Annotated in this window: 23 protein-coding genes and 1 pseudogene; 15 read left to right on the top strand and 9 right to left on the bottom strand. The window is 38.5% G+C overall.

What is annotated here, in order from left to right:
- Nucleotides 1-492 precede the first annotated feature (492 nt).
- Nucleotides 493-2,775, top strand: coding sequence for a GH92 family glycosyl hydrolase (locus ACSQ7D_RS07495; protein WP_437135805.1), 2,283 nt, complete (start codon nt 493-495; stop codon nt 2,773-2,775).
- Nucleotides 2,776-2,862: 87 nt separating this feature from the next.
- Nucleotides 2,863-5,850, top strand: coding sequence for a VIT domain-containing protein (locus ACSQ7D_RS07490; protein WP_437135804.1), 2,988 nt, complete (start codon nt 2,863-2,865; stop codon nt 5,848-5,850).
- Between the two features lie 90 nt (nt 5,851-5,940).
- Here ACSQ7D_RS07490 and ACSQ7D_RS07485 read toward each other — a convergent pair whose 3' ends face one another.
- The gene (locus ACSQ7D_RS07485) at nt 5,941-7,335 is read right to left on the bottom strand and encodes a DUF5723 family protein (protein WP_437135803.1); all 1,395 of its coding nucleotides are present in this window, start codon (nt 7,333-7,335) and stop codon (nt 5,941-5,943) included.
- Between the two features lie 425 nt (nt 7,336-7,760).
- Between ACSQ7D_RS07485 and ACSQ7D_RS07480 the strand changes: the two genes are divergently transcribed.
- The 12 genes from ACSQ7D_RS07480 to hisS all read left to right on the top strand — a co-directional run bounded on the left by ACSQ7D_RS07480 (nt 7,761) and on the right by hisS (nt 18,078).
- The gene (locus ACSQ7D_RS07480) at nt 7,761-8,093 is read left to right on the top strand and encodes a hypothetical protein (protein WP_437135802.1); all 333 of its coding nucleotides are present in this window, start codon (nt 7,761-7,763) and stop codon (nt 8,091-8,093) included.
- A gap of 243 nt (nt 8,094-8,336) precedes the next feature.
- Nucleotides 8,337-9,437 carry an efflux RND transporter periplasmic adaptor subunit gene (locus ACSQ7D_RS07475; RefSeq protein WP_437135801.1) on the top strand — a complete coding sequence of 367 codons (1,101 nt, stop codon included), beginning with the start codon at nt 8,337-8,339 and terminating at the stop codon, nt 9,435-9,437.
- A gap of 136 nt (nt 9,438-9,573) precedes the next feature.
- A complete protein-coding gene (locus ACSQ7D_RS07470; protein ID WP_437135800.1) occupies nt 9,574-10,971 on the top strand; it encodes an efflux transporter outer membrane subunit in 1,398 nt (465 codons plus the stop codon).
- Nucleotides 10,972-11,127: 156 nt separating this feature from the next.
- Complete coding sequence (locus tag ACSQ7D_RS07465) at nt 11,128-11,943, top strand: DNA alkylation repair protein (protein ID WP_437135799.1); 816 nt, start codon at nt 11,128-11,130, stop codon at nt 11,941-11,943.
- 12 nt (nt 11,944-11,955) lie between these two features.
- A complete protein-coding gene (locus tag ACSQ7D_RS07460; protein WP_437135798.1) occupies nt 11,956-12,093 on the top strand; it encodes a hypothetical protein in 138 nt (45 codons plus the stop codon).
- On the top strand, nt 12,090-12,728 hold the full coding sequence (locus ACSQ7D_RS07455; protein ID WP_437135797.1) for a peptidase E: 639 nt from the start codon (nt 12,090-12,092) through the stop codon (nt 12,726-12,728). Before ACSQ7D_RS07460 ends, ACSQ7D_RS07455 begins: the two co-directional genes overlap by 4 nt.
- 45 nt (nt 12,729-12,773) lie before the next feature.
- Entirely contained in the window at nt 12,774-13,412 is a 639-nt protein-coding gene (locus ACSQ7D_RS07450; RefSeq protein ID WP_437135796.1) for a peptidase E, read from the top strand.
- Between the two features lie 318 nt (nt 13,413-13,730).
- Nucleotides 13,731-14,939, top strand: a complete 1,209-nt coding sequence (locus tag ACSQ7D_RS07445; RefSeq protein WP_009421688.1) for an ROK family transcriptional regulator — start codon at nt 13,731-13,733, stop codon at nt 14,937-14,939.
- Complete coding sequence (gene mazG / locus ACSQ7D_RS07440; protein ID WP_002673336.1) at nt 14,936-15,718, top strand: nucleoside triphosphate pyrophosphohydrolase; 783 nt, start codon at nt 14,936-14,938, stop codon at nt 15,716-15,718. The genes ACSQ7D_RS07445 and mazG overlap by 4 nt, the downstream gene beginning before the upstream one ends.
- 56 nt (nt 15,719-15,774) lie before the next feature.
- Nucleotides 15,775-16,077 (top strand): DUF6922 domain-containing protein, encoded by a 303-nt coding sequence (locus ACSQ7D_RS07435; RefSeq protein WP_002673333.1) that lies wholly within the window; start codon nt 15,775-15,777, stop codon nt 16,075-16,077.
- Nucleotides 16,025-16,693: a nucleotidyl transferase AbiEii/AbiGii toxin family protein gene (locus ACSQ7D_RS07430; protein WP_437135795.1), complete on the top strand. Its 669-nt coding sequence runs from the start codon at nt 16,025-16,027 to the stop codon at nt 16,691-16,693. The genes ACSQ7D_RS07435 and ACSQ7D_RS07430 overlap by 53 nt, the downstream gene beginning before the upstream one ends.
- An 8-nt stretch (nt 16,694-16,701) precedes the next feature.
- Nucleotides 16,702-18,078: a histidine--tRNA ligase gene (hisS, locus tag ACSQ7D_RS07425; RefSeq protein WP_437135794.1), complete on the top strand. Its 1,377-nt coding sequence runs from the start codon at nt 16,702-16,704 to the stop codon at nt 18,076-18,078.
- 109 nt (nt 18,079-18,187) lie between these two features.
- On the opposite strand, the gene ACSQ7D_RS07420 is transcribed toward hisS, so the two are convergent.
- The 3 genes from ACSQ7D_RS07420 to ACSQ7D_RS07410 all read right to left on the bottom strand — a co-directional run bounded on the left by ACSQ7D_RS07420 (nt 18,188) and on the right by ACSQ7D_RS07410 (nt 20,585).
- Nucleotides 18,188-19,438, bottom strand: coding sequence for an aspartate kinase (locus ACSQ7D_RS07420; protein WP_009418865.1), 1,251 nt, complete (start codon nt 19,436-19,438; stop codon nt 18,188-18,190).
- 394 nt (nt 19,439-19,832) lie between these two features.
- The gene (locus ACSQ7D_RS07415; RefSeq protein ID WP_083477069.1) at nt 19,833-20,051 is read right to left on the bottom strand and encodes a PLDc N-terminal domain-containing protein; all 219 of its coding nucleotides are present in this window, start codon (nt 20,049-20,051) and stop codon (nt 19,833-19,835) included.
- A gap of 30 nt (nt 20,052-20,081) precedes the next feature.
- On the bottom strand, nt 20,082-20,585 hold the full coding sequence (locus tag ACSQ7D_RS07410) for a hypothetical protein (protein WP_437135793.1): 504 nt from the start codon (nt 20,583-20,585) through the stop codon (nt 20,082-20,084).
- A gap of 56 nt (nt 20,586-20,641) precedes the next feature.
- Between ACSQ7D_RS07410 and ACSQ7D_RS07405 the strand changes: the two are divergent.
- Nucleotides 20,642-20,845: pseudogene (locus ACSQ7D_RS07405) on the top strand (asparaginase domain-containing protein); the annotation flags it as partial.
- A 399-nt stretch (nt 20,846-21,244) separates the two neighbouring features.
- Here ACSQ7D_RS07405 and ACSQ7D_RS07400 read toward each other — a convergent pair.
- The 5 genes from ACSQ7D_RS07400 to rpmH all read right to left on the bottom strand — a co-directional run bounded on the left by ACSQ7D_RS07400 (nt 21,245) and on the right by rpmH (nt 24,821).
- On the bottom strand, nt 21,245-21,760 hold the full coding sequence (locus tag ACSQ7D_RS07400; RefSeq protein WP_437135792.1) for an NAD(P)H-dependent oxidoreductase: 516 nt from the start codon (nt 21,758-21,760) through the stop codon (nt 21,245-21,247).
- A 774-nt stretch (nt 21,761-22,534) separates the two neighbouring features.
- Entirely contained in the window at nt 22,535-23,227 is a 693-nt protein-coding gene (locus ACSQ7D_RS07395; protein ID WP_009410919.1) for an OmpA family protein, read from the bottom strand.
- Nucleotides 23,228-23,250: 23 nt separating this feature from the next.
- Nucleotides 23,251-23,745: a lipocalin family protein gene (locus tag ACSQ7D_RS07390; protein ID WP_002673313.1), complete on the bottom strand. Its 495-nt coding sequence runs from the start codon at nt 23,743-23,745 to the stop codon at nt 23,251-23,253.
- 72 nt (nt 23,746-23,817) lie between these two features.
- Nucleotides 23,818-24,579 (bottom strand): MBL fold metallo-hydrolase, encoded by a 762-nt coding sequence (locus ACSQ7D_RS07385; protein ID WP_437135791.1) that lies wholly within the window; start codon nt 24,577-24,579, stop codon nt 23,818-23,820.
- Nucleotides 24,580-24,662: 83 nt separating this feature from the next.
- Entirely contained in the window at nt 24,663-24,821 is a 159-nt protein-coding gene (gene rpmH / locus ACSQ7D_RS07380; protein WP_002669412.1) for a 50S ribosomal protein L34, read from the bottom strand.
- Between the last annotated feature and the right edge of the window lie 104 nt (nt 24,822-24,925).

Below are 24,925 nucleotides of genomic sequence, written 5' to 3'. Positions count from 1 at the left end.
CTGACATTATTGCTGTTAGGCACATAATCAGGAAGTTAGGCATTTTATGGCGGATACCGCGTCTTTTTCTAGTATCCTCTATACTAGATAACATTTCTATCAGTGTCATAGACTTTTACATTTTATTAGAATGCAAAAATAGTAATTTAAAATAACTTACAAAACTTTGTAACAGCCCTGCCTCAGAGAGGGGGAATGTAGCGACGGAAAGGAGAAGGGATAATTAGGGAATTAGCAAATTTGGAAATGAGAAAATGGGGAAGAGAAATTAGAGAATTAGCAAATTAGAAAATTAGTAAATGGGGAAGTGTGGGGGTCTTAGGTCATAGACACTAGGGGGAAGTATGAAGGAGAGGGGGAGTGTGGTGACGGGGAAAGTGAAGGTAAAATGAAGGTAAAGAGGAGATGTATAACGGTTATCATAACTCACTATAAACCAGATGTTATTAATTTTTAATCCTTGACTCATATTATAAAATAACATCTAATTGAATGAAAATTATAATTATTAAGATGAAAAAGATATTATACTTTGTGTTTTTGTGTTTGATGGTGGCTTGTAACAAGCAGGTAAACACTTCAAAAGAAGAAACTAAACAGGACACTACCTCCGCAGTGCCCGAAACCTCTTACACTGAGTATGTAAACCCACTGATGGGTACGGACTCGAAGTTTAGTTTATCGAATGGGAATACTTATCCTGCTATTGCGGTGCCTTGGGGTATGCACTTCTGGACACCTCAAACGGGCAAAATGGGCGACGGCTGGGCATATCAATATCACGCTGATAAGCTCGTGGGCTTTAAGCAAACTCACCAACCGAGTCCGTGGATTAACGACTATGGAGCTTTTGCACTGATGCCGGTAGTAGGCGACTTGAAAATTAAAGAAGAAGAACGCGCTTCGTGGTTCTCTCATAAGGCAGAAACGGCTCAGCCTCACTACTACAAGGTATATTTAGCCGATTATGATACATCGGTGGAGATTACCCCTACCAGTAGAGCAGCACAGTTCCGCATTACCTTTCCTGAGAGCGATAAGGCTTATTTGGTTTTAGATGCTTATTTTAAAGGCTCGATGGTGCAAGTGTTGCCCAAAGAACGCAAAATTATAGGCTATGCCCGCAACAACAGTGGGGGAGTACCTGAGAATTTTCACAATTACTTTGTGCTTACTTTCGACAAGGATTTTGAGAGCGTACAGACGTGGAGCAACGGCTTTAAGCTGACAAAAAATGCTGAAAGCAAGGGCGAACACACAGGGGCAGTGATAGGTTTCCGTACGAAAAGAGGGGAACAGGTAACGGTGAAGGTAGCTTCGTCGTTTATTTCGCCCGAACAAGCCCTATTGAACTTGCAAACGGAACTGGGTAATGACACTTTTGAACAGACGAAACAAAAAGCACTTACTCTTTGGGAGAGTGAACTCGGCAAGATACAAGTGGAAGATGAGAATATAGACCATTTGCGCACTTTCTACTCCTGTTTGTACCGCACACTGCTCTTCCCACGCACTTTCTATGAATACAACAAAGAAGGTGAAATGGTGCATTACAGTCCGTATAACGGCAAGATGGAAAAGGGTTATATGTTTACTGACAACGGTTTTTGGGATACTTTCCGGGCAGTATTTCCGCTTTTCAACCTGTTGTATCCTGAGATGAATCAACAGATGATGAAGGGATTGGTGAACGCTTATAAAGAATCGGGCTGGTTACCCGAATGGGCAAGTCCGGGGCATAGGGATTGTATGATAGGGTCGAACTCGGCTTCTATCATTGCTGATGCTTACCTGAAAGGGAATATAGACGAGGCTGATGCTGAAATTCTTTTAGAAGCGATGCTGAAGAACGCTACCCAAAACGATGGCAGACCAGTGAAATCGGTAGGGCGTGAGGGGGTGAATTACTACAATAGTTTGGGTTATGTACCTTATGATGTGAAGATTAACGAGAATGTAGCCCGCACATTGGAGTATGCTTACGCCGATTATTGCATTGCTCGTATGGCAGAAAAGATGGGTAAGGCGGAAGTTGCTAAACAGTATTACGAACAATCGAAACGCTACAAGAATGTGTTTGACCCCGAAACTAAGTGGATGCGAGGCAAGAATAAGGACGGAAAGTTCCAGTCGCCATTTAATCCGCTAAAATGGGGCGATGCGTTTACCGAAGGGAACAGTTTGCACTACACGTGGTCGGTATTTCAGGATATTGAAGGACTTATACAGCTAATGGGAGGCAAAGAGGCTTTTGAAAAGAAGATAGATGAAGTGTTTGAGATGCCACCGCTGTTTGACGATTCGTACTACGGCTTTACCATACACGAAATACGCGAGATGCAACTCATAAATATGGGCAACTACGCACACGGCAATCAGCCCATACAGCACCTTATCTACCTATATAACTACGCTGGTAAACCCCAAAAAGCACAAGCTAAACTACGGGAAGTGATGGAGAAACTCTATACTCCTACACCCGACGGTTATTGCGGTGATGAGGATAACGGACAGACCTCGGCTTGGTATGTGTTTTCAGCCTTAGGCTTTTACCCTGTTACCCCTGCCAGTGATAACTACATACTCGGTAACCCACTGTTTAAAACGGTGAGCTTGCAACTGCCTGAGGGCAAGAAGTTTTTAATAAAGAGTGTGGCTCGCAATTCGGATAACAACTTAGTAGAGTACGTACAACTGAACGGCAAGAAAATAGAAGGTTTTGAAGTGCCGTTTGGGGCGTTTAGAGAGAATGGGACTTTGACGTTTTTCAGGTAATGAGCAAATGTAAAAATTAGTAGATTAGTGAATTTGGTATGCTCTTTGATTTACAGACAGTAGTTTCATCAAAACCATTGTTTAGTAATGAGAATCAAGCATTTTTTATCAGCAACAGCTTTACTACTTCCCTTACTGCTAACCGCACAGAAATCGGTAGTGCCAGAGGTGAAGGTAGTGAATGAGCGCAATGCCAACCCGATGGTATTGCAAGACCTTTCGGTAGATATATTAGTGGTAGGACAAACGGCTGTTACTACTATGGAAATGACCTTCTACAACCCCAACACCCGCGTAATGGAAGGCGAGTTTCAGTTCCCGCTTGCCGACGGACAGCAGGTGTCGCGTTTTGCCTTAGATATCAATGGCAAACTGCGTGAAGGTGTGGTAGTAGACAAAGCCTTAGGGCGCAAAGCCTTTGAGGATATTGTTCGCAGGGGTGTAGACCCAGGCTTATTAGAAAAAACTGAGGGTAACAATTTTAAAGCACGTGTATACCCTATGCCTGCCAAAGGTACTCGCCGTGTACTCATCGCCTTTGAACAAGAACTACACGAACGAGGCGGACAAGATTACTACTTCTTGCCTATCACGGCTAACGTAACCCTTAAAAACTTCAAGGTGCGTACTGAGGTAGTATCACGTTTTGTAAAGGCAGATATTCAGAACAGTCTGCAATTAGACTTCAAACAAGCGCGCAATAGCTATATCAGTGAGGTGAGCAAGCAAAACTTCACGCTCAACCAGAACATTGCACTTACTTTCCCGAAAATAGAGAAACCACAAACCATTAGCGCTACCCAAGGCAGTAAAAGCTATTTTTATGGCAATATAGCTTTGAGCGATACCAAAGCTAAAAGTAGCCCCACTCCTAAGGAAATAGGACTCTTATGGGACGCATCGCACTCAGCAATCCAACGCGATAGAGCAAAAGAGTTTGCTTTCTTAGATGCTTATTTTAAGGAACTCAAAGACACTAAGGTAGTGCTTAGTACTTTTAATATTCGTTCTGCTAAACCGCTTACTTTTGAGGTGAAAAACGGCAATTGGCAAGCACTGAAATCGCATTTAGAAAGTTTGCAATATGATGGAGCTACCGATGGTAATGCTATTGATTTCAACCTCAAAACAGATGAAATATTACTTTTTAGCGACGGTATTTTCAACTTTGGCAGTAAAGAATTTTCTGTAAACGAAGTAGTGAAACAAGCTAAAACCCCTATAATAGTGGTCAATGCTTCGGCAGTTGCTAATACTCCAAAAATGCAATACCTCGCCAATGCTACGGGTGGTAGCTTTATAGATTTGACAACCCTCACTACTGAGCAAGCAATAAAAGTAGCACGCACTGTACCTTTCCAACTGCTAGATATAGAAGTGAAAAGCGGTAAAGTAACCAAAATCTTCCCACAGAAAGGAGCTACTATTAGCAAAGGTAATTTTACCCTTGCAGGTGAATTGCAAAGTGAGGAAGCAACCTTAGTACTTAGTTTTGGTTACCCTAAAAAGGTAATGGTGCAAAAAGAAATAAAATTTGTAGCAAACCCCGATGCTTCTGAAAGTGAGTTCAACCTTTTGCGCCGTATATGGGCAGAGAAGCAAATTGCACAACTGCAACGAGAAGGTGTTGAACAAAAACAAATAGATGCCGTAGGACGTGAGTACGGCATTGTAACCGAAGGCAATTCGCTGATAGTATTAGAAACCGTAGAAGATTATGTACGTTACCGTATTACGCCACCTACCGAATTACAGCAGGAGTACTCCAAACGCTTAGCAAATGAGCAAAAGCAAAAAGAGGATACTGCTAAGCGTATTTTGGATAGAGTCGTAGAGCAATCGGAAAAGCAAAGTAAATGGTGGCATACCGAATATCCTGTGAAAGGCACTGAACCTAAGAAAAATGTTAATAACTCTAATGATACTCCTGTAAGAATAAGAGGGGTGGCTTCTGGGGTAGCACAAGAAGTTAGAAGTGAGGAGGTTGCTGCTATAGAAGCTGACGGAGGTGCAGAATTAAATGAAGTAGTTGTAGTAGGTTATTCTCCACAAAGAAAAGCAGCTATGACGGGAGCTATAAATAGTAGAGTTGCTGATTCTCCTAGTGGTAATGCTACTGCTAAAAAAAGTGTTTCTTTATCACGCAAACCAGCAAGTCCTGTTCCTGTACCTACCTCAAAAATAGAGCTCAACGCCTATAACCCTGATACACCTTATTTAAAGGTAATGGAGTACACTGAGGAAGCTAAAGCGGTAGAAACCTATTACAAACTCAAAAAAGAATACGGTAACACACCTTCCTTTTATGTAGATGTAGCCGACTATTTCTTTAAGAAAGGTAATCGTGAGCAAGCTATCTTGGTAGTTTCCAATTTGGCAGAACTCGGTTTAGACGACCCTCAGTTGTTGCGTATGTTAGGCTACAAGCTCAGCAACTACAATGCTAAGAAAGAAGCGGTATGGGTATTCCGTAAGGTGGTAATTTTGCGTGAAGAAGAACCACAGTCTTTTCGTGATTTGGGCTTAGCACTTGCCGATGATGGTGCCTATAACGAAGCCGTGAAAAACCTTTATAAAGTAGTTACAAGCGAGTGGAGCAGTCGTTTTGGCGATGTACAAATCGTAACAATGAACGATATCAATAGCCTTGTCACACGCCACAAGGGTATAGACGTGAGTTATATCGACAAGCGTTTGCTCAAAAAAGAACCCGTAGATGTGCGAGTAGTGCTCAGTTGGGATACTGATAGCTGCGATATGGACTTATGGGTAACCGACCCCAAAGACGAGAAGTGTTACTACCAAAACACTCTTACTTACCTTGGTGGTAAAATCTCACGTGATGTTACTCAAGGCTATGGACCTGAAGAATTTATGCTCAAGAAAGCCGAAAAAGGCAAGTACAAAGTGCAAGTGGATTACTTTGGTACTCGCTCACAAAAGCAACTGATGCCTGTGAACTTGCGTATTACTTTCTATACTCACTATGGTACGCCTCAGCAAAAACAGCAAGAAACCACTGTACGCCTCAGTAATGCCAAGGAGGTTATTGAAGTAGGAAGTTTTGAATTTTAATAGTTAATGCTTAATAATTAAAGATAAAAGGCTGTTCAGTAAATGCTGAACAGCCTTTTCCATTATGAAGTTGTAAAATTAAATTAATAATTAAAGGTCTACGGGGTAAGATTGGTGACCGAAACGAAGCCCAAAGAAGAAGTTAAACTCTTTAGCTGAGCGGGTAAGCACATTGCCTAAAATAGTGCTTGACCCTAATACTAATGGGCCTAAGCGCAAGGCAATTCCCACATTAGCTTTTGATACTTGGTTGTATGAAATAGGCAAATAAGCCCCAAAACTATTAGTATCGTAGTGAGGAGTGAGTGAAATTTCATTGGCATAAGTAGCGTTGTAAAGCTCTTTGTCCTTTGTTGAAGCTATATTCACTTGTCCTGATAAGTTCAAGTAGAACGCATCAACTACGCGATAATCGGCGCTGAGGTTAAAAGTAGAAGGTAGTGAAGACCTCAATTTAGAGCCTGTAGCCTTTGTTCCATCAAAGTGATTCTTCAAATTTTCTTCTGATAGGTCGTCTAGACTTAAAGTCGTGCTTTGTGTTGCAGGCATTTTGTAGCGGTAAGAGTTCTTATTGGCAGTGTATTGTAAACGCCCGAGATCCATTAGTGAAATCCCTACACGCAAATCGTGAGGATTGTTGTGGCAACGAGGGCAACCGTCCTTGCGAAACTCATACGTAGCTCCTAAATCGAAAGCCAAAGTAGTAGCTTCTGAATTAAAATACAACTTGTTTACCTTTACATTGTCGAAATCAACCAAGTCCATTCCACCGTTAAGCACTTCCAAAGTTCCGTTAGCCGATTGGATATTCAAGTTTACTTTGTCCTTATCAGTGTTAGGCGTTAGTGTAGCCGAACCTTCAAAGTCTTTAAAACCTACGTAAACATTACCAGAGCCTTGTACCAATTTAGCACTTGCTCCTACTTTCACCGTGTTAGTACCGTCAAAATACACTTCACCTGACCACGAGAAACCTACTTCCGAAAAAGCATTTACCACTATCTCTTGGTCGTTAAGGTTCACTTGGTAAGGGGTTTTGAGTTCCAATTTATCTAAATCACTAACAAATGATTGTAACATTTTTGCATCTATGTTACGTACATTGCCCAGAAGGCGCACACGAGAGAAAATCCCTACTGTATGCTGGTCGTTTATCTTCACAAAAGCCGAGGGTCCTAACACATCAACGTTTATCTTCGCTTTGATATTGTTATAACCAAAAATAGCATTCTGAGTATCAACGCGTGTGTACTCGTTAAAGCTATCAGTGATATTAGGCGTGAGTTTAATAGCGTTGTTGCCAAAACCAAAGTTCACTGTAGCAATATTAGCGTCCCAAGAACGCTTACTACTAATCATATTCGCAGGATTAGAAGTTACAGGAAAAATACCCGAATAATTGCTTTCTCGAAGCCCTGCATACGATTGCTGAGCTTCTACTGCCATTGTTGTTAGAAACAATGCTGATAAAATTACTTTTTTCATTCTATAAAAAACACTTGTTTAAATTGCGCGGCAAAAGTACAATATTTTATCAAATAACAAATAAAGAAGGTCAAAATTATTTGTAGAATTAATTTATAATCGTTATCTTTGCCCTTTCTATACTGCCATTTACCGCTGAGCCACCTCTTTAAAAACCATATACAGTCTTGTCTGCTTTGCATAGTTCACTACCTGAGTTTCGTTTTAGTTTCGTTTCACCTATGCTTTTAGTAGAGCATACATTCGTCTTTTCTATACCAATCTTCCAAGATTCGTATAAGCTCCCTATAAGCTTCCTATATCTAAGTACTGATTATCAAAGGTATTAGTTACTTAAACATAACCTATTAACGAAAGTTCACGAAAGTTATAATATATAAATCGTAATCTTTATTTTGTAGAAGATTTTAAAATTGTTATTTCTTATGAAAAAGATAATTCTCGTAGGATTGAGCCTCCTTACGCTCTCCTGTCGCACCACACAAAAAGTAGCGCAATCTTCTTCTTCTGAAGAAGAAATGCTTAAAAATATTACGCATAATCTTATTATTAGCTATCAAAATCAAAAAACATTGGCTCATTTGAAAAAAGAAGTGCAAAAATATGGTGCAGAGATGCTTTATGAATACAAAATTATCAAAGGAATAGCTATCAAAGTACCCCAAGATAAAGATATTCGTCAGGCAAAAGCCTATTTTTCTAATCTTAAAGGCGTAACAAATGTGGAATACGACCAGATAAACCATATTGACCATTAATCACTAACTATCAATCATTAAAAGCTAACTTTAACAAAAGATTAACGCCTCACGACACTTGTCTATAAATTTTTTTAGTGTACTTTTGCACTGTAAAAGCAGACCTCACAACGCCACAAAAACAAGGAAGTGTTTTTTGCAAACGCTTCCTTTTTAGTGTATTATTTTTTAATAAAATTATCTCTCAGACCTATCCGACCTGTTTGATAACTAAAACCTCTAACATCTAAAATAACAAACATTATGAATAAAATCTTTTTAGTAGCAACCGCTATCGCAATGGTAGCTTGTAATAATGGAAACCAACAGCAACAGCGACCACAAGGTGCTGTGCCTTACCCTGTAATTATCGTAGGCGAACAAAATACCGTGTCTAACCTTTCTTACCCTGTGAATATCGAAGGCGTGGTGAACAGCGCCGTACAAGCCAAAATATCAGGCTATATTACCAAAGTATTGGTAGACGAAGGTCAGGTGGTTACCCAAGGGCAACCGCTCTTCAAGTTAGAAACTCAAACCCTTAACCAGTCAGCTGCTTCAGCCAAAGCAGCCGTAGAGGTCGCTAAAGTAGAGGTAGATAAACTCGTGCCTTTGGTACAGAAAAATATTGTGAGCCCTATCCAGCTCGCCACAGCCAAAGCCAACTTACAACGCGCCCAAGCTACTTATAACGAGGTAGCCAGCAACATTGGTTTTGCCGTAGTAAAAGCACCAGTAAACGGCGTGGTAGGTGCGATTAACTACCGCGAAGGTGCTTTGGTAACTGCCAATAACACTGTGCTCACTACGGTATCCGACGTGAAAGAGGTGTATGCCTATTTTTCAATGAACGAAAAAGAATACCTCGACTTCTTAGACAATACCCAAGGCAAAACCACTGCCGAGAAACTCAAAAACTTACCTGAGGCTTCTTTGGTGTTAGCTAACGGACAAGAATATGCCGAGAAAGGCAAAATACAAGCCGTAACCGGACAAATAGACCCTATTACCGGTAGCATACAATTTCGCGCTACCTTCCCTAACCCTAACAAGTTGCTTACCAATGGCAACAGTGGGACTATCAAGATACCACAACATTTTAGTAACTCACTTGTAATCCCCGAAGTTGCTACCTTTGAGCAACAAGGAAAGGTATTTGTGTACAAAGTAGAGAACGACACCCTCAAACAAGCTATCATCACCCTTAAAAGCCGTGCCGATAACTATGCTGTGGTAGAAAGCGGACTTAAAAACGGTGATGTCATTCTCGCGCAAGGACTTAACAAAGTGCGTACGGGTACTGTTATCAAACCTCAACCTATCTCAATGGATAGCCTTGTCAAGAAAATACAACCGATATTTTAGTGAAGACTGAAAAGTTGCCTTTGCATCGTAAACCTTGCTAAAATTTTAGTGCTTGTCGTGCTACGATTTGCTTGTCGTGCTACGACCTTTGGCAAAAGTCTATGTTAAATATTAATTGTCAATTGAACATTACTGTATGAACAGAATCATTTATAAATCACTGGCTATAGTAACCATAGCCCTTACCCTTACCGCTTGTGCAGGACGCAAAACCTATGAGCGTCCACAAGCCATAGACGAAAAACTCTTCCGTACTGAAAGTCCCGCTACCGATACCCAAAGCGATGCTACCCTTTCGTGGCGCAATATCTTCACCGACCCGCTCTTGCAACAACACATCAGCAAGGCACTTTCCAATAACCTCGATGTGCGTGTAGCGATGCAAAGTGTAGTTTCAGCACAAGCCTACCTCAAACAAAGTAAGGCTGCTTTTATTCCTACCCTCTCGGTAGGAGCTAACTATACTCGTAGCACCTCATCATTGAACGCCGGAGGTGGTGCTCCCGACCGTACTTACAACAATCTATTCGATATCACGGGTAGTGCTTCGTGGGAAGCCGACATATGGGGCAAGCTATCCGCCCAAAAACGTGCTTCTTATGCCTCTTATTTAGCAACTTTGGAAGCCCAAAAAGCAGTACAATCCGAAGTGGTAGCTACCTTAGCAACGGCTTATTACCAACTACTGATGCTCGATGAACAGAAAAAGGTACTTGAACAAACGATTGATTTCCGCCAAAAGAGCTTAGAAACTACCAAACAACTCAAAAAAGCAGGTTCTACTACCGAAGTAGCGACCAAACAAATCGAAGCACTCGTGTACAACGCACAGGTGCAACTTATTACCATCAACAATAGCGTTTGGGCATTAGAGAACACTATCTGCGTACTCTTGGGTGAAGAGCCTCATACGATAGAGCGAAGCACGCTTGCTGAACAACAATTCCCCACACAGTTTCATCAAGGATATGCGGTAAGTCTGCTCGAAAATCGTCCCGATGTAGCACGTGCCGAACTGAACTTACGCAACGCCTTTGAACTTACGAATGTAGCGCGTTCCAATTTCTATCCTACGCTTACTCTTTCCGCTCGTGGAGGTATCAGTAGTACCGAACTCGATACTTGGTTTTCTGCCAAATCGATGTTTGCTAATTTTATAGCAGGATTGGCACAACCTATTCTCAATCGCCGACAAATACGCACTCAATACGAAGTGCAGAAAGCTGCTCAAGAAACTGCTTTGCTGAATTTCAAAAAAGCAATTCTTTCAGCAGGCAAAGAAGTATCCGATGCAATGCGTCAATTCAGTTCGCAAGACGAGTTCATTCAGCTTAAAACCCAAGAAATGAAAGCTTATCAAGAAGCTACCGATTATTCCAAACAACTGTTCGATAGCGGTATGGTGAATTATTTAGAGGTCATCACAGCCGAAGTAAATCGCCTCAACGCCGAGCTTAGTGTAGCCAACGCACAGTTTACCCGTATGCAGTATGGCATTACCTTGTATAAAGCCCTTGGTGGCGGTTGGAGGTAGGAAAAAGAGCATAGGTTTTGCACACTTTGTTAAAGTTAAAAAAGCGATTTATAAATTGCCATTGCTCTAAAAATCTGAACCGTCAGAAAGCTCAGAAAACTCTTGCTATCTCATTTCTTATAGCTTGTGCCTATATAACTATAACTTAGTTATACAATGAACATAGAAATTATCAAAAACAGAAAAGGAGCTCAAAAGGCTGTTGATATCCCTTCCGAAGTGCTTTCACTATTAAATGCAGGGAGTATAGAAACGGTAAACCTTACCGAATGGTTGGCTGTAGACCATTCACAGCTTGTAAAGTCTGTTTTTCCTACTTTGGGGATTGATAAAAATGTTATTGAAGAATCGGTTTGCCAAATCAATCAGCAAAAGAAACCTTCTACAATGAATACTATTAAGCTCATAGGAGCATTGCTATACAAAAAATATGCAAATACTGACCTCTATGAATCTTTGTTTGAGCAACTCAGCACTCATTCATCCGACTCTGTCCGCTGTTATGCGTGTTATTTGGTAGCATTGCATACTGATACCCCTTTGGAAGACAAGTTACACAAATTAAAACCCTTGGTAGCCGATAGTCATTTTGGCGTTCGTGAGGTGATTTGGATGGCGTTACGTCCGGAAATGAGCGAGCATTTAGACTTTTCAATTGCTTTTCTTTCTCATTGGGCAGAGAGTGAGAATGAAAATATACGAAGGTTTAGTACAGAAGCCTTGCGCCCGCGGGGTGTTTGGTGTGCTCATATAGAGGCTTTGAAAGAAAAGCCAGAACTATATTTGCCTATATTAGATAAATTGAAGTCCGATAGGGCAAAGTACGTGCAAGATAGTGTAGGAAATTGGCTGAACGATGCCAGCAAAACTCGCCCTGATTTCGTAACAGCACTATGTGAGCGTTGGGAAAGTGAAAGTCCTAACAAAGAAACCAAGTATATTGTAAAAAAGGCACTGAGAAGCATTGCCTAATAAGATTAGAAAATGAAAACACTCATTATAGTAACACACCCTTATATAGAGAAATTGTTGCGTCCTTTTGAACTCCTCGCTGGCGCGAGCTTGCAGCTCGTGCCTCCCTCATCCTATTCGTCCAATAACAGCAATTATTATCACAAATGAAAAGATTATTTTTAACCTCATCATTCAGTTCAGTAGCCAAATTATTTGAAGATTTTGCAGGTGAACCCGTAAAAGGGAAAAAACTTGCCTTTATCCCAACAGCAAGTTTGGTAGAAAAAGTGCGTTTTTATGTCGATGATGATAGAAAAGCCTTTGAAAAATTAGGGCTTATCATAGAAGAATTAGAAATTTCTACCGCTACTACCGAAGAAATAGCCCAAGCATTAGAGCGAAATGATTATATTTTTATCTCTGGAGGGAATACGTTCTACCTAATGCAGGAACTAAAAAAGAAAGGAGCTGACAAGCTACTTATAGAACAAATTAATAACGGAAAGTTGTACATAGGTACTTCGGCGGGTTCTATCATTGCCTCTCCTACTATTGAATTTGTTAGCGATATGGACGAACCCAAAAAAGCCCCTGAACTAACAGAATATTCGGGGTTGCATTTGGTAGATTTTTATTTATTACCTCATTATTTGAACTTTCCTTTTAAGGAATCTTCTCAAAAAGTAGTAAACGAATACTCACAGAAAATAGATCTAAGACCTATTTCCAACAATCAAGTAATTACCGTTTTAGGTAATGAAATAAAAACACTTGTTTTAGACGACGCCAAAAAATTAGGATAATTAACACAAATGAAAAAATTAACACAAATGAAAAAATTAACACAAATGAAAAAATTATTTTTAACCTCATCATTTAGTTCAGTAGCAAAATTATTTGAAGATTTTACAGGTGAACCCGTAAAAGGAAAGAAACTAGCATTTATTCCAACAGCAAGTTTGGTAGAAAAAGTGCGTTTTTATGTCGATGACGATAGAAAAGCCTTTGAAAAATTAGGTCTTATCATAGAAGAATTAGAAGTTTCTACCGCTACTACCGAAGAGGTAGCCCAAGCATTAGAGCGGAATGATTATATTTTTATTTCTGGAGGGAATACATTCTACCTAATGCAGGAACTAAAAAAGAAAGGAGCAGACAAGCTACTTATAGAACAAATTAATAACGGAAAATTGTACATAGGCACTTCGGCAGGTTCTGTTATTGCTTCACCTAATATTGAATTTGTTAGCGATATGGACGAGACCAAAAAAGTTCCTGAACTCACTGATTATTCAGGCTTACATTTGGTAGATTTTTATTTTTTACCTCATTATTTGAACTTTCCATATAAGGAAGTTACTCAAAAAATAGTAAACGAATATTCACAGAAAGTAGATTTGCGACCTATTTCTAACAATCAAGTAATTACGGTTTTAGGTGATGAAATAAAAACACTTGAAAAACCTAAACGAGCAACTAAGAAATAGTCTTGATTATGCATCTTTATGCTACCTATAATCAAATGAAAAACAGCTATGGGAGATAGAAATACAGAAATAAAAGTTATTTCGATACAAACTTTTAAAAGGTTTAGACGTTGCTTACAAGCGAATGATTGCCGAAAAGCGGGAGAATAAGCAGAAAATAATAATCTGGGAAGAGGGTAAAATCGTTACTATTAATCCGTAGAGAAAAGCATTAAATACTAATTACAAACATCAATTATTTTTTATTATTGCATTTTTATTAAAATATTTTTAGTAATTTTGCCTTACCTTTACAATAATGATTAAGATTAAAATGCTATGGGACTAAAATTTTTAGAAGAAATTAAACAAGGCATCAGAAGCGCCTCATTGAAAAAGGATATTATCTGTTATTACATCAATAACGGAGATGATACACTTGCCGACCTTGGTAAGGAACTGAACTTCAGTGTGCCTACCGTTACTAAAATGGTGGGCGAACTGATAGAAGATGGTATAGTGATGGACTTTGGGAAGATGGAAACCCCAGGAGGTAGACGTCCTAATATCTATGGATTGAACCAAAGTTCGGGATATTTTATAGGTGTAGATATCTCTCAAAAACGCGTTCATATAGGGCTTATCAACTTTAAGGGAGATTTGATAGATGAACAGATGGATATCTCTTTTGAGGAAGCGCATCCTCACGAGCGTTTTGAACGTTTATGTGAAATAATTGAAGATTTTATGAGCCATACAGTGGTTCCTAGGGACAAAATACTGAGTATTGGCATTAATATTTCAGGACGTGTGAACCCTCAAACGGGGCATAGTTATAGTTTCTTTTATTTCGATGAACGTCCGCTTACTGAAATGTTTGAAGAAAAATTGGGTATAGATGTCTCTATTGATAACGATTCGCGTGCGATGGCTTATGGTGAATATATTAAAGGACGCGTACAGGCTGAAAAAAATATCATCTACGTGAATGTAGGTTGGGGATTAGGCTTAGGAATCATCGTTAATGGGCAGCTATATTATGGGAAATCGGGCTTTTCAGGTGAGTTTGGGCATATTACTGCCTTTGAAAACGAGATATTATGCCACTGTGGTAAGAAAGGTTGCTTAGAAACAGAGGCTTCGGGCTCTGCTCTTTATCGTAAATTCTTGGAAAAACTTCATAACGGTCAATCGTCTTTACTTACTCAACAGAAGGAAAATGAAGACGAAATTACACTCAACGATATCATAGATGTAGCTTTGCAGGAAGATATATTGGCTATAGAACTTATTGAAGAGGTGGGAAATACGTTAGGTAAACACGTGGCGGGTCTCATCAACCTATTTAATCCTGAATTGGTGATTATTGGTGGTACTCTTGCCAATGCAGGCGACTATTTGATATTGCCTTTGCGCAGTGCTATCAAGAAGTATTCTTTGAATTTAGTGAATAAAGACTCTTCGATAAAAGTATCAAAATTAGGTGATAAGGCGGGTCTATTAGGTGCAAGTCTCCTCGCCCGTAGTAAATTTATAGGATTGATATGAGAGAGCAACAACTTCAGGCTTTTGGGAGACTCCTCGATATAATGGACGACCTGCGTGCCAAATGTCCGTGGGATAAGAAACAAACAATACAATCGTTGCGCCATCTCACTATTGAGGAAACTTATGAATTGGGCGATGCTATCCTCAGTGGCAATCTGCAAGAAGTGAAAAAAGAACTCGGTGATTTGTTACTTCATATCGTTTTTTATGCCAAAATAGGTAGTGAAACGGGTGATTTTAATATTGCTGATGTGGCAAATGGTGTGTGTGAAAAACTCATTGAACGGCATCCGCATATCTATGGAGATGTGAAAGTAGACAACGAAGACGATGTAAAGCGCAATTGGGAAAAAATAAAACTCAAAGAAGGTAACAAGAGCGTACTGGGAGGTGTGCCTAAAAGTTTGCCTGCATTAGTAAAAGCTACTCGTATACAAGACAAAGTGGCAGGTGTAGGCTTCGATTGGGATAATATAGACGATGTTTTTGCGAAGATAAAAGAGGAAATAGATGAACTACACGCCGAAGTAAAAGCGCAAAAACAGACAAATATTGAGAGTGAGTTTGGCGATGTTCTTTTTAGTCTTATTAACTATGCCCGATTTTTGAAAGTAAATCCTGAAGATGCCTTAGAGCGCACTAATCGTAAGTTTATAACTCGGTTTCAATACTTGGAACAACGAGCCAATGAAAAGGGAAAATCACTCAAAGATATGACCTTACAAGAAATGGAAACTTATTGGCAAGAAGCTAAAGAAGACGCTAAGAATAGTGATTGAGCATTCTATGATTGTTAATAAATCTTATCTTTGTATTGTGAAGAAAAAACTAAACTATGAATACTGATTTAGATAAAGAATTCAAAGCAAATGTACACTCAAGAGTGTTTTGGGACTGCCATTTCGATAAGTTAAGTCTTAAAGAAAGTAAGTACTTTATGATTGCTCGTACCCTAATGCGAGGTACAGATAAAGAAATACAATTCATCGAAACTCATTTTTCGTTAGAGGATATTTTAAAAGCAGTAGAGAAGTCTCCCGAAGCTGATGCCGTATGCAGAAATTATTATAGATACATTTATAATTATGTTACTAAAAGAAAGCAAAGCGATAGGAGAACCTCAGAAAAAATTGCTTAGAGAGTTAATGACATTAGATATCTTATCTGATGATTATTGTTTAGCAGGAGGTACTAATTTAGCTTTTCGGTATCAGCATCGCATTTCAATAGATTTAGATATATTTAGGTTCAATAAGAACTCTAATAAAGATGCCAATATGGCTCTTTTTGGTGAGATAAAAGATGTTTTTGGTGATTTAGTTATATTGAATGATATCTCTAAAATAGGTATTTTTATGTATATCGACGATGTTAAAGTGGATATCATAGAATATCCCTATTCTTTTTTTAACATAGAGACTATTGACGGCATACGTTTGGCTTCAAAAGAAGATATTTGTGCGATGAAAATGAATGCTATCATAGGAAGAGGTAGCCGAAAAGACTTTTATGATTTGCATCAATTATTGAAAGAATATACCCTTGATGAACTAATTGAGTTGTATAAGAAAAAATATCATATTGATAATATGCAAATGATAATGCGTTCTCTTATTTATTTTGATGATGCCGATGACAAAGAGTTTAAAAATAATGATGTAATTAGTCTTAAAGATGAAGATTGGGACACCATCAAAGAGAATATAGAAACAGTTTATAACGACTTATTAAAGAAAAACACTCCCCTAATATAATAACGATAATGGCAATACAAAAACCAAGCATACCTAAAGGCACTCGTGACTTTTCACCAGCCGAAGTAGCCAAACGCAACTTTATTATTAACACTATTAAAAATACTTTTAACGCTTTTGGATTTCAGCCTATCGAAACGCCCAGCTTTGAAAATTACGATACATTGATGGGTAAATATGGCGAAGAAGGCGACCGTCTTATCTTCAAGATACTCAATTCAGGTGATTTTACACAAGGAGTTAAACAAGACGATTGGGAAACTAAGAATACTCAGAAGCTCACTCCCCAAATATCAGAAAAAGCACTCCGTTATGACCTTACAGTTCCTTTTGCACGCTATGTAGTACAACACCAAAATGAACTGACTTTCCCCTTTAAACGTTATCAAATTCAGCCTGTTTGGCGTGCCGACCGTCCGCAAAAAGGACGTTTCAGAGAGTTTTACCAATGCGATGCCGATGTGGTAGGCAGTACCAGCTTGTGGCAGGAAGTGGAGTTCGTACAGCTCTACGACACCGTGTTCACAGCGCTCAATCTTAAAGGGGTGACTATTAAGATTAACAACCGCAAAATTCTCAGCGGTTTTGCCGAAGTGATAGGGGAGAGTGATAAACTCATCGACTTTACCGTAGCTCTCGATAAGCTCGATAAGATAGGCGAAGAGGGTGTTATCAAGGAAATGATGGAAAGAGGTATCAGCCACGAAGCTATTAGCAAGTTACAACCTATCTTTGCACTTAAAGGAGCTCTTGCTGAAAAGCTCACGGCTCTGAAAGAGATACTAAAAACTTCTGAAACGGGGTTGAAAGGTATTGAAGAGGTGGAGTTTATAGCACAACAAATAGAGCGGCTTACCTTACAAACAGCTATTTTAGACCTCGATGTCACTCTCGCACGTGGACTGAATTATTACACAGGAGCTATCTTTGAGGTTACTGCTCCAGCGGGAGTGCAAATGGGTTCTATTGGTGGAGGTGGACGTTATGACGACCTTACGAGCATCTTTGGATTGAAGGGGATAAGTGGTATAGGTATCTCGTTTGGTTTAGACCGCATAGGATTGGTGATGGAAGAACTGAATCTTTTTCCTGAATCACTGAGCAATAGCATAGAAGTGCTTTGTATAAATTTTGGCAATAACGAAGCTTTACAGAGTATGAAACTATTGAAAGAGTTGCGTAAACTCGGAAAAAGAGCAGAACTCTACCCCGATGCAGCTAAGATTAAAAAGCAAATGGAATATGCTAATAAACGAAGCATTCCGTTTGTAGTGATGATTGGGGAAAGCGAGCTCTCCAAAAATACTTTTGTATTGAAAGATATGCTTAATGGCACTCAAAAAGAATATAATTTTAATGAGGTAAATGAAGCATTATTTCAATAATATGAATCATAGAGTATATAAAAAGGGACTGATATATTATCAGTCCCTTTTTTATTGTATGCTTTGCTTGATTGTTGCTTAAACAATAACGGATAATAAGAAGATAGATTTACTTCACTATTATCTGAACCGTATCTGAAGCCACTTGTTTAAGTAGCACTTCTTTGTTCATTTCCACTTCTTTAATAGCCTCTTCCGTAGCGTGGCGAATGGTATAAAGTGTTACGTTCTCAGTTACCGATACCTTAAAGCGTTCTTCCAACTTTTCTAAAAGTTCAGTTAAGGTATCGAATTTGTTGTCTACACATACTGAAAAACTAATAGCCGAGTTCTGTATCACACTTACTTTCATCTTAGTCTTATGCAAATTCTTGAAGATATAGCTAATACCCTCTTCCATTATAAATGAAAAGTCAAGTGAAGAGAGAGAAAGCAGTATTTGTTCTTTCTTGAGGATAAAGCAAGGTACCTTTGGAGATAATTCAGCTACATTACACACAGCGCTTCCTTCAGCAGTAGGATTCAAAAACGAGCGTACATAGAGAGGGATTTCCTTTTGTTGGAGTGGTTGTAGGGTTTTTGGGTGTATTACTGAAGCGCCATAAAAAGCGAGTTCTATAGCTTCCTTATAAGGGATTTTATGCAAGAGCTCTGTATGCTGAAAATATCGAGGGTCGGCATTGAGAACGCCAGGTACGTCCTTCCATATCGTTACACTTTCAGCGTTTAAACAATAGGCAAAAATAGCCGCTGTATAGTCTGAACCTTCACGCCCTAAGGTAGTAGTGAAGAAATTTGCATCGCTTCCTAAGAAACCTTGTGTGATGTTCAGCAATGATTTGTTAATATGCGTGCGAATGTTACTTTGTGTTTCTTCCCAGTCGATAGAGGCATCACGGTAATTACTATCTGTTTTTACGAGATTACGGACATCTATCCACGTGTTTTTAATACCGTTGTCATTCAGATATTGACTGATAATAGTAGTAGAAATGAGTTCACCAAAGCCAATCACTTGGTCATATACAAAACTGTGTTTCGGCGATTTGTTGCGTTCTAAAAACGAAGTGAGCTCTGCAAACAAGCCATCTACTTTCCAATATACAGGGTGATTTTCATCGGTAAATAGTTCGCGAATGATGTGGTAATGAAAGTCTTTTATCAGCTGAACACTTTCCGTGAGTTTTTCTTGTTCCTTAAAATAGCTATTTACCACTACTTCTAAAGCATTAGTGGTTTTTCCCATTGCTGAAATGACGATGAGCGTATTAGCATAGCCTACCGTTTCTAATATTTTAGCGACATTGCGCACACCTGCAGCATCTTTTACTGAGGCGCCTCCAAATTTAAATATCTGCATTTCTTTTAGATATGAGGTAAAGTCTGCGACTGCAGAGTATGTGAGTAAGAGGTAAGTAATAAACCTAAATACCCAAAATACCGAGATTAACAGTGCAAAGATAATATTAATTTTCTAAATTCTTCAAAAGTAAAAAATATTTGTTGATTGTTTTTATAGATGAATATTTGTTCTTCCTTTTTGTTCCTCAAATGACACCGAACCTTTAATACCACTTGTTATAGAAAAGTTTATATACATCACCTTTTTTAATAAGATTATCGTTATTGTGCGAAATAAATACTATTTTCTGATATTTAAAATTATTGTTTTTAGAGGAGTAAGAACATAAAAAATATTTCATAAAGAGAGGAAAAAGCCCTGCTTTTGAGTAAGGGCTTGTTTTAAAGGTCAATTAAATACGTTGTGAGAAAAGACTGCTTTTCCGTCTTTGGCTGTGTTTTCTATGAAAATATAAGAGCGCACCTAAAAAAGGAAATAATAAGATAATAAATATCCAATACATTTCTACGGTAGGGTCTTTCTTATAATGACGATAGAAAACATCTAACAGTCCCCAGAGTATTAAAACGGAAAGCAGTATCAGAAAAGTTGTAACTAAAAAAGGTTCCATAATATAATGAATTAAAAATATAGTCTTTTGTTATTCTTTTACTTCAATCGTAAGAACATCACCTAACGCTAAAGTATTTTTATAGCAATGTTTAGAGGTATCTTCATTGTCTATATGCTCAACGATTATAAAATCTAATTCTATTTCAGATTTATTTTTATCATTTAGAACTGTTGCAATCAAGTGGATACTTTCTTTAGTTATATTCGCAGGTATAACTTCTCCTTTAACAGAAAGCTGAAGACCTATGTTTGAAGGGTGCTTAAAATTTGTTTCTCTATGACTCTTGGTTTCAATAGGAATAGAAATATTATCCATAACTTCTATAACTTTTATGGTTATTTTATCTCCTAAAAATAATTCATTTTTTAACCAATGAATAGAGTTATTAGCTTTAACATCATATCCTCCAAAACTTATGGTTAATTCATTACGAGAACCTAAGAGTAATCTGTCTATAATAACAGAAATGACACCATCTTGAACTCCTCCTACAAAAGTTTCCTTATTAATAATAACTTCAAATCCTATCATTGTCAATTTTCAAATTCTTTGTGCAATTTATGTCGAACTGATATTATTTACCAAAGATTCGTATTTTAGCTACTGGCGGTACTATCGCAGGAGTAAGTAAATCGAATACTGAAACCAACTATAAAGCTGGTGAGCTCGGTATTTACCAACTCTTAGACGCAGTACCTGAAGTGAAGAATATAGCCAATATAAGTGGTGAACAGATTGTGAAAATCGGTTCACAAGATATGAACGATGAGGTATGGCTCACCCCAGCCAAGCCACCTCCCACGATGATAAAATCAAACATACGCTCTAAACCTAAATCACGGCGCAAAGATAACACTTTCCAACGATTAAACTATCATAAAGAAATCAGAAAGCAGGAAATAGAAATCAGAAAGCAGGAAATAGAAGTCAGAAAGCAGAGGGCAGAGGTCAGCAATCAAAAGTCAGGAGCTCAGAGAGCAGAAACCAAAGGGCAGCCCTCCCCTATCCCAAACGGAGCCACAACGGAGCGGTAACGGATCGCTATCGAAGAAACCCTACACAAACCGTATAAGATGATAAGAAGACAAGAGGGAGAGTGGTTAGTAGTCAGCGATTAAAAAACAGAGGTCAGGGGTCAGCTTGTGCAACACACACCTGACCCCTGACCTCTGACTACTGATCCCTAATCACTAAAGTGCCAATTTGCGATAGGCTTCTTTGGCTTTTTTGAGTTCCTCAGGAATAAACGCCTGGAAGGTCTTGTCCCTTCCTAAATAAACCAGCCCTATAAACTTACCTTTTACATAGCTTATAGAAGCTTTCATTGGAAGTACAATCTCTTCAATAGTAAAGCCTAAAACCTCCTTACTGTAATTCGTTACAGGCTGTCCTACTGTGGTTACAATACCGAACTCCTTGCCTTTAAGTGCCTCACCGCCACCGTACGCCCAGCCGTAAGCAAACACCTCGTCGAGGTACTGCTTAAGGAAGGCAGGCACGTTGAACCAATAGGTAGGATACTGAAAGATGATGCGGTCGTGTGCCTCTAAGAGCTTTTGTTCCGCTGCCACGTCGATCTTACCGCCTTTAGCGGCTTCACATACGTTGTGAACGGTTACCTCGCCTGTGTTAAAGACTTCTAATAGGGCTTTGTTAGCCACTGATGCACCATAGTTAGGGTGCGCCAAAAGAATAAGTGTCTTCATATAAAATTACTTTTAAATTCGCCGACAAAGGTAATAAATAATTTATAATGCACAATGGATAATGTATAATTTTTTAGGAATCAGAGGTCAGGGGTCAGAGACCAGAAAGCAGTGTGCACTTGTTTCCTGACTTCTGACCTCTGACCCCTGATTACCAAACCCTTATTCCTTATGCTAAAACTTTTAGTAGTAAAAACTTGTGTGATTAGCAGATATGTGTTACCTTTGCGACAACAAATTACAATGGGGATCGTTTGTCCCATATTAACATTAAAAAAACAAGCTATAGAGATAAAACAAATATAACATATCAAACATAATTGCGTTTATGCTAACAGACCTACGTGTTAAATCTCCAAATTTCAGAAAAATGATTCAGGGAGTTATGCGAAATGCTCACGCTATAAAGGCGTGGGCTTTTGTTACTTGAATCATTGGGATTGGAGACCCTCATCAATAAGTAAGCAAAAGCCCTTTTTTATGGGGTAAAGTTAGCAGTAATTGGGTACGTAACTTTAATTTTTAAATATTAATATCACTCCTTTTAGTATTAATTATTTATTTATTGTGTTATTAAATTAGCAACACTCTTATTCATTGTGCCAAAATAGAAGATAAAATCAATAGATACAATCGTTTTTATGATTATTTACTGGAAATATTTTATAATTTTATGAGACAAAGATATAAATTAAAAGGATAAGGATAAAAAATAATGAGTGTTGAGAAGTACTTCTCAACACTCATTTGTATAGTCCAAGTATCAAACTATTTTTATTTGTTTCCAGCCTGTTTTTTAGCGTCTGCTTTCATCTTTTCATTAGGAACAATTACTACATTCACACGGCGGTTTTTAGCTCGTCCATCAGCAGTTTCGTTACTTGCAACAGGGTTTCTTTCACCATACCATTTGGTAGTAAAACGGCTACCCGCTAAACCTTTACTTTTAAAATAGTTAGTAACGGCTTGTGCACGGCGTTGTGAAAGACCTAAGTTGTACTCATCTTTACCTACATTATCAGTGTGGCCGGCTACTATCACATTAGTATCAGGATATTCTTTAAGAATAGCAGATAGTTTATCAAGTGTTTGTCTTGATTTGTTGTTGATGTTATACTTATTAGTATCAAAGTATACACCTCCGTTATTTTCGTCGAAAGTAACCACGATACCATCGTCTACACGTTTAACATCGGCACCTGGGATTTCTTCTTCTATTTTCTTAGCTTGTTTATCCATTTGGTTACCGATAACAGCTCCTGCAGCACCTCCCACTACTGTACCGAGTACAGCACCGAGTTCGCTGTTTTGTCCGTTACCTACGTTGTTCCCTAAAATAGCTCCTAATAAAGCTCCACCAGCAGCACCAATTACAGCTCCGCGTTGTGCTTTGTTAGAGTTGTTGTATGCCTCGCAACCGGTAAGCAATACAGCTGCCGATAAGGCTAAAACTACGATTTTTTTCATCTTCTGTTTGTATTAATCTTTAATTATTTTACAAAATTCATTGAGATAACAAAAGGTTTGCCATCTACTCTCACGGTTTGTTCCCACACCATTGAGTTGTCAGAAATGCTTGCTAAGTGCAAACGAATACCTTGTTTAGTTTCTGAAACATATTTTTCATTAGTAGGTTTCAACAGAAAATCATAGTATCCTGTTGATTTATCTACTTCTTGTACAATAAAAATGAAGTTTCTTTGTCCTGTTGAACAACCACTCGCGTTGATAGTATAGTGTCCGCGGTTGTTATTGGGGACGAATTTCCAAGTACTGCCTTCAAAGCATTCTTTGGAAGTATCGTTTAACAAGGTAACTTCATATTTACCTTTTTCACTATATGTGATGGATTGCAATGTCCATTCACCTTTAATAGCTTTATTAGCTATATTTGTTTCTTTGGGTTTTGCAGTCATTGAGCCTGAAGAACTCTTACAAGCCATTACCAATACTGCCATTACAAGTAAAAGTGCAATTTTTTTCATCTTTAATTGTTTTTTGATTACGAGGGCAAAAATAAACTTTTTTTTCTCGCCCACCTAATAATTAACTAAATATTAACATTCTATTACTAAGTTATCATATGCCAAAAATACGTTTTTAGGCAATCTTTTTTGTATCTCATCGTGAAAACCAAAGGTTTGGCTCACGTGTGTGAGATAGGTGCGCTTAGGTTGTACATCTCCTATAATTTCCAAAGCTTCCGCTAAATTGAGGTGTGTAGGGTGCACATCATCTCTTAGGCAATTCAATACTAAAACATCTAAATCTCGTAGTTTTTCTCTTTCGCTCTTGTCTATATATTTGGCATCGGTAATATAACCTAAGTCTTCTATCCGATAGCCTACGATCGGCAAATTACCGTGCATTATGTGTATAGGTTCAACTGTTTTACCATACAAAGTAAAAGGCGCTTCGTCTATCTCTTGAGGTATTACCGAGGGAGCTCCTTCATATCGGTTTTCAGTGGCAAAGATATAACCAAAACGTACTCTCAGCTCATCGATTACTCTTTTTAGTCCGTAGATAGGCATATCGCCTTGCAAGCGTACAAAAGGGCGTATGTCGTCCATTCCGGCGGTATGATCGGCGTGCTCGTGAGTGAACAGTATAGCCTCCAAATGCTGTACATCGTTGGTGAGCATTTGCTGTCTAAAATCAGGACTGCAATCTATTGCAATATTAGTGTCTTCCCAACTGATAAGTGCCGAAGTGCGCAACCGTTTATCTTTGGGGTTGGTACTTTTCCCCACAGGGTGGTTGCTTGCTATTACGGGAATCCCTTGTGAAGTACCTGTACCGAGGAAAGTAATCTTCATAATAATGATAAATGATTAATGGTTAATGATTAATTTCACAAGTCATTAATCATTAACCACTAATCTTTAAACAATTAAAATTGTTATTTTTTATGTCTTGGCTCAGAGGATACAGTAAGTTTTTTACGTCCTTTAGCGCGACGGCGTGCTAATACTTTTCTACCATTGGCAGTTGCCATACGTTCTCTGAATCCGTGTTTATTTCTTCTTTTTCTCTTTGAAGGTTGAAATGTTCTTTTCATTGCTTGTTAATCTTTAAAATCTTATTAAAAATGATACTTTATCTCTCTATTTTATCAATAGCGGGGCAAAAGTACGTCAATTTTTTGGAATGACAAAATATTTT

The sequence above is a fragment of the Capnocytophaga sp. G1920 genome (assembly GCF_051417515.1).
Note: the sequence above shows the minus strand (reverse complement) of the source record. Positions and strands in the feature narration are given on the sequence as shown.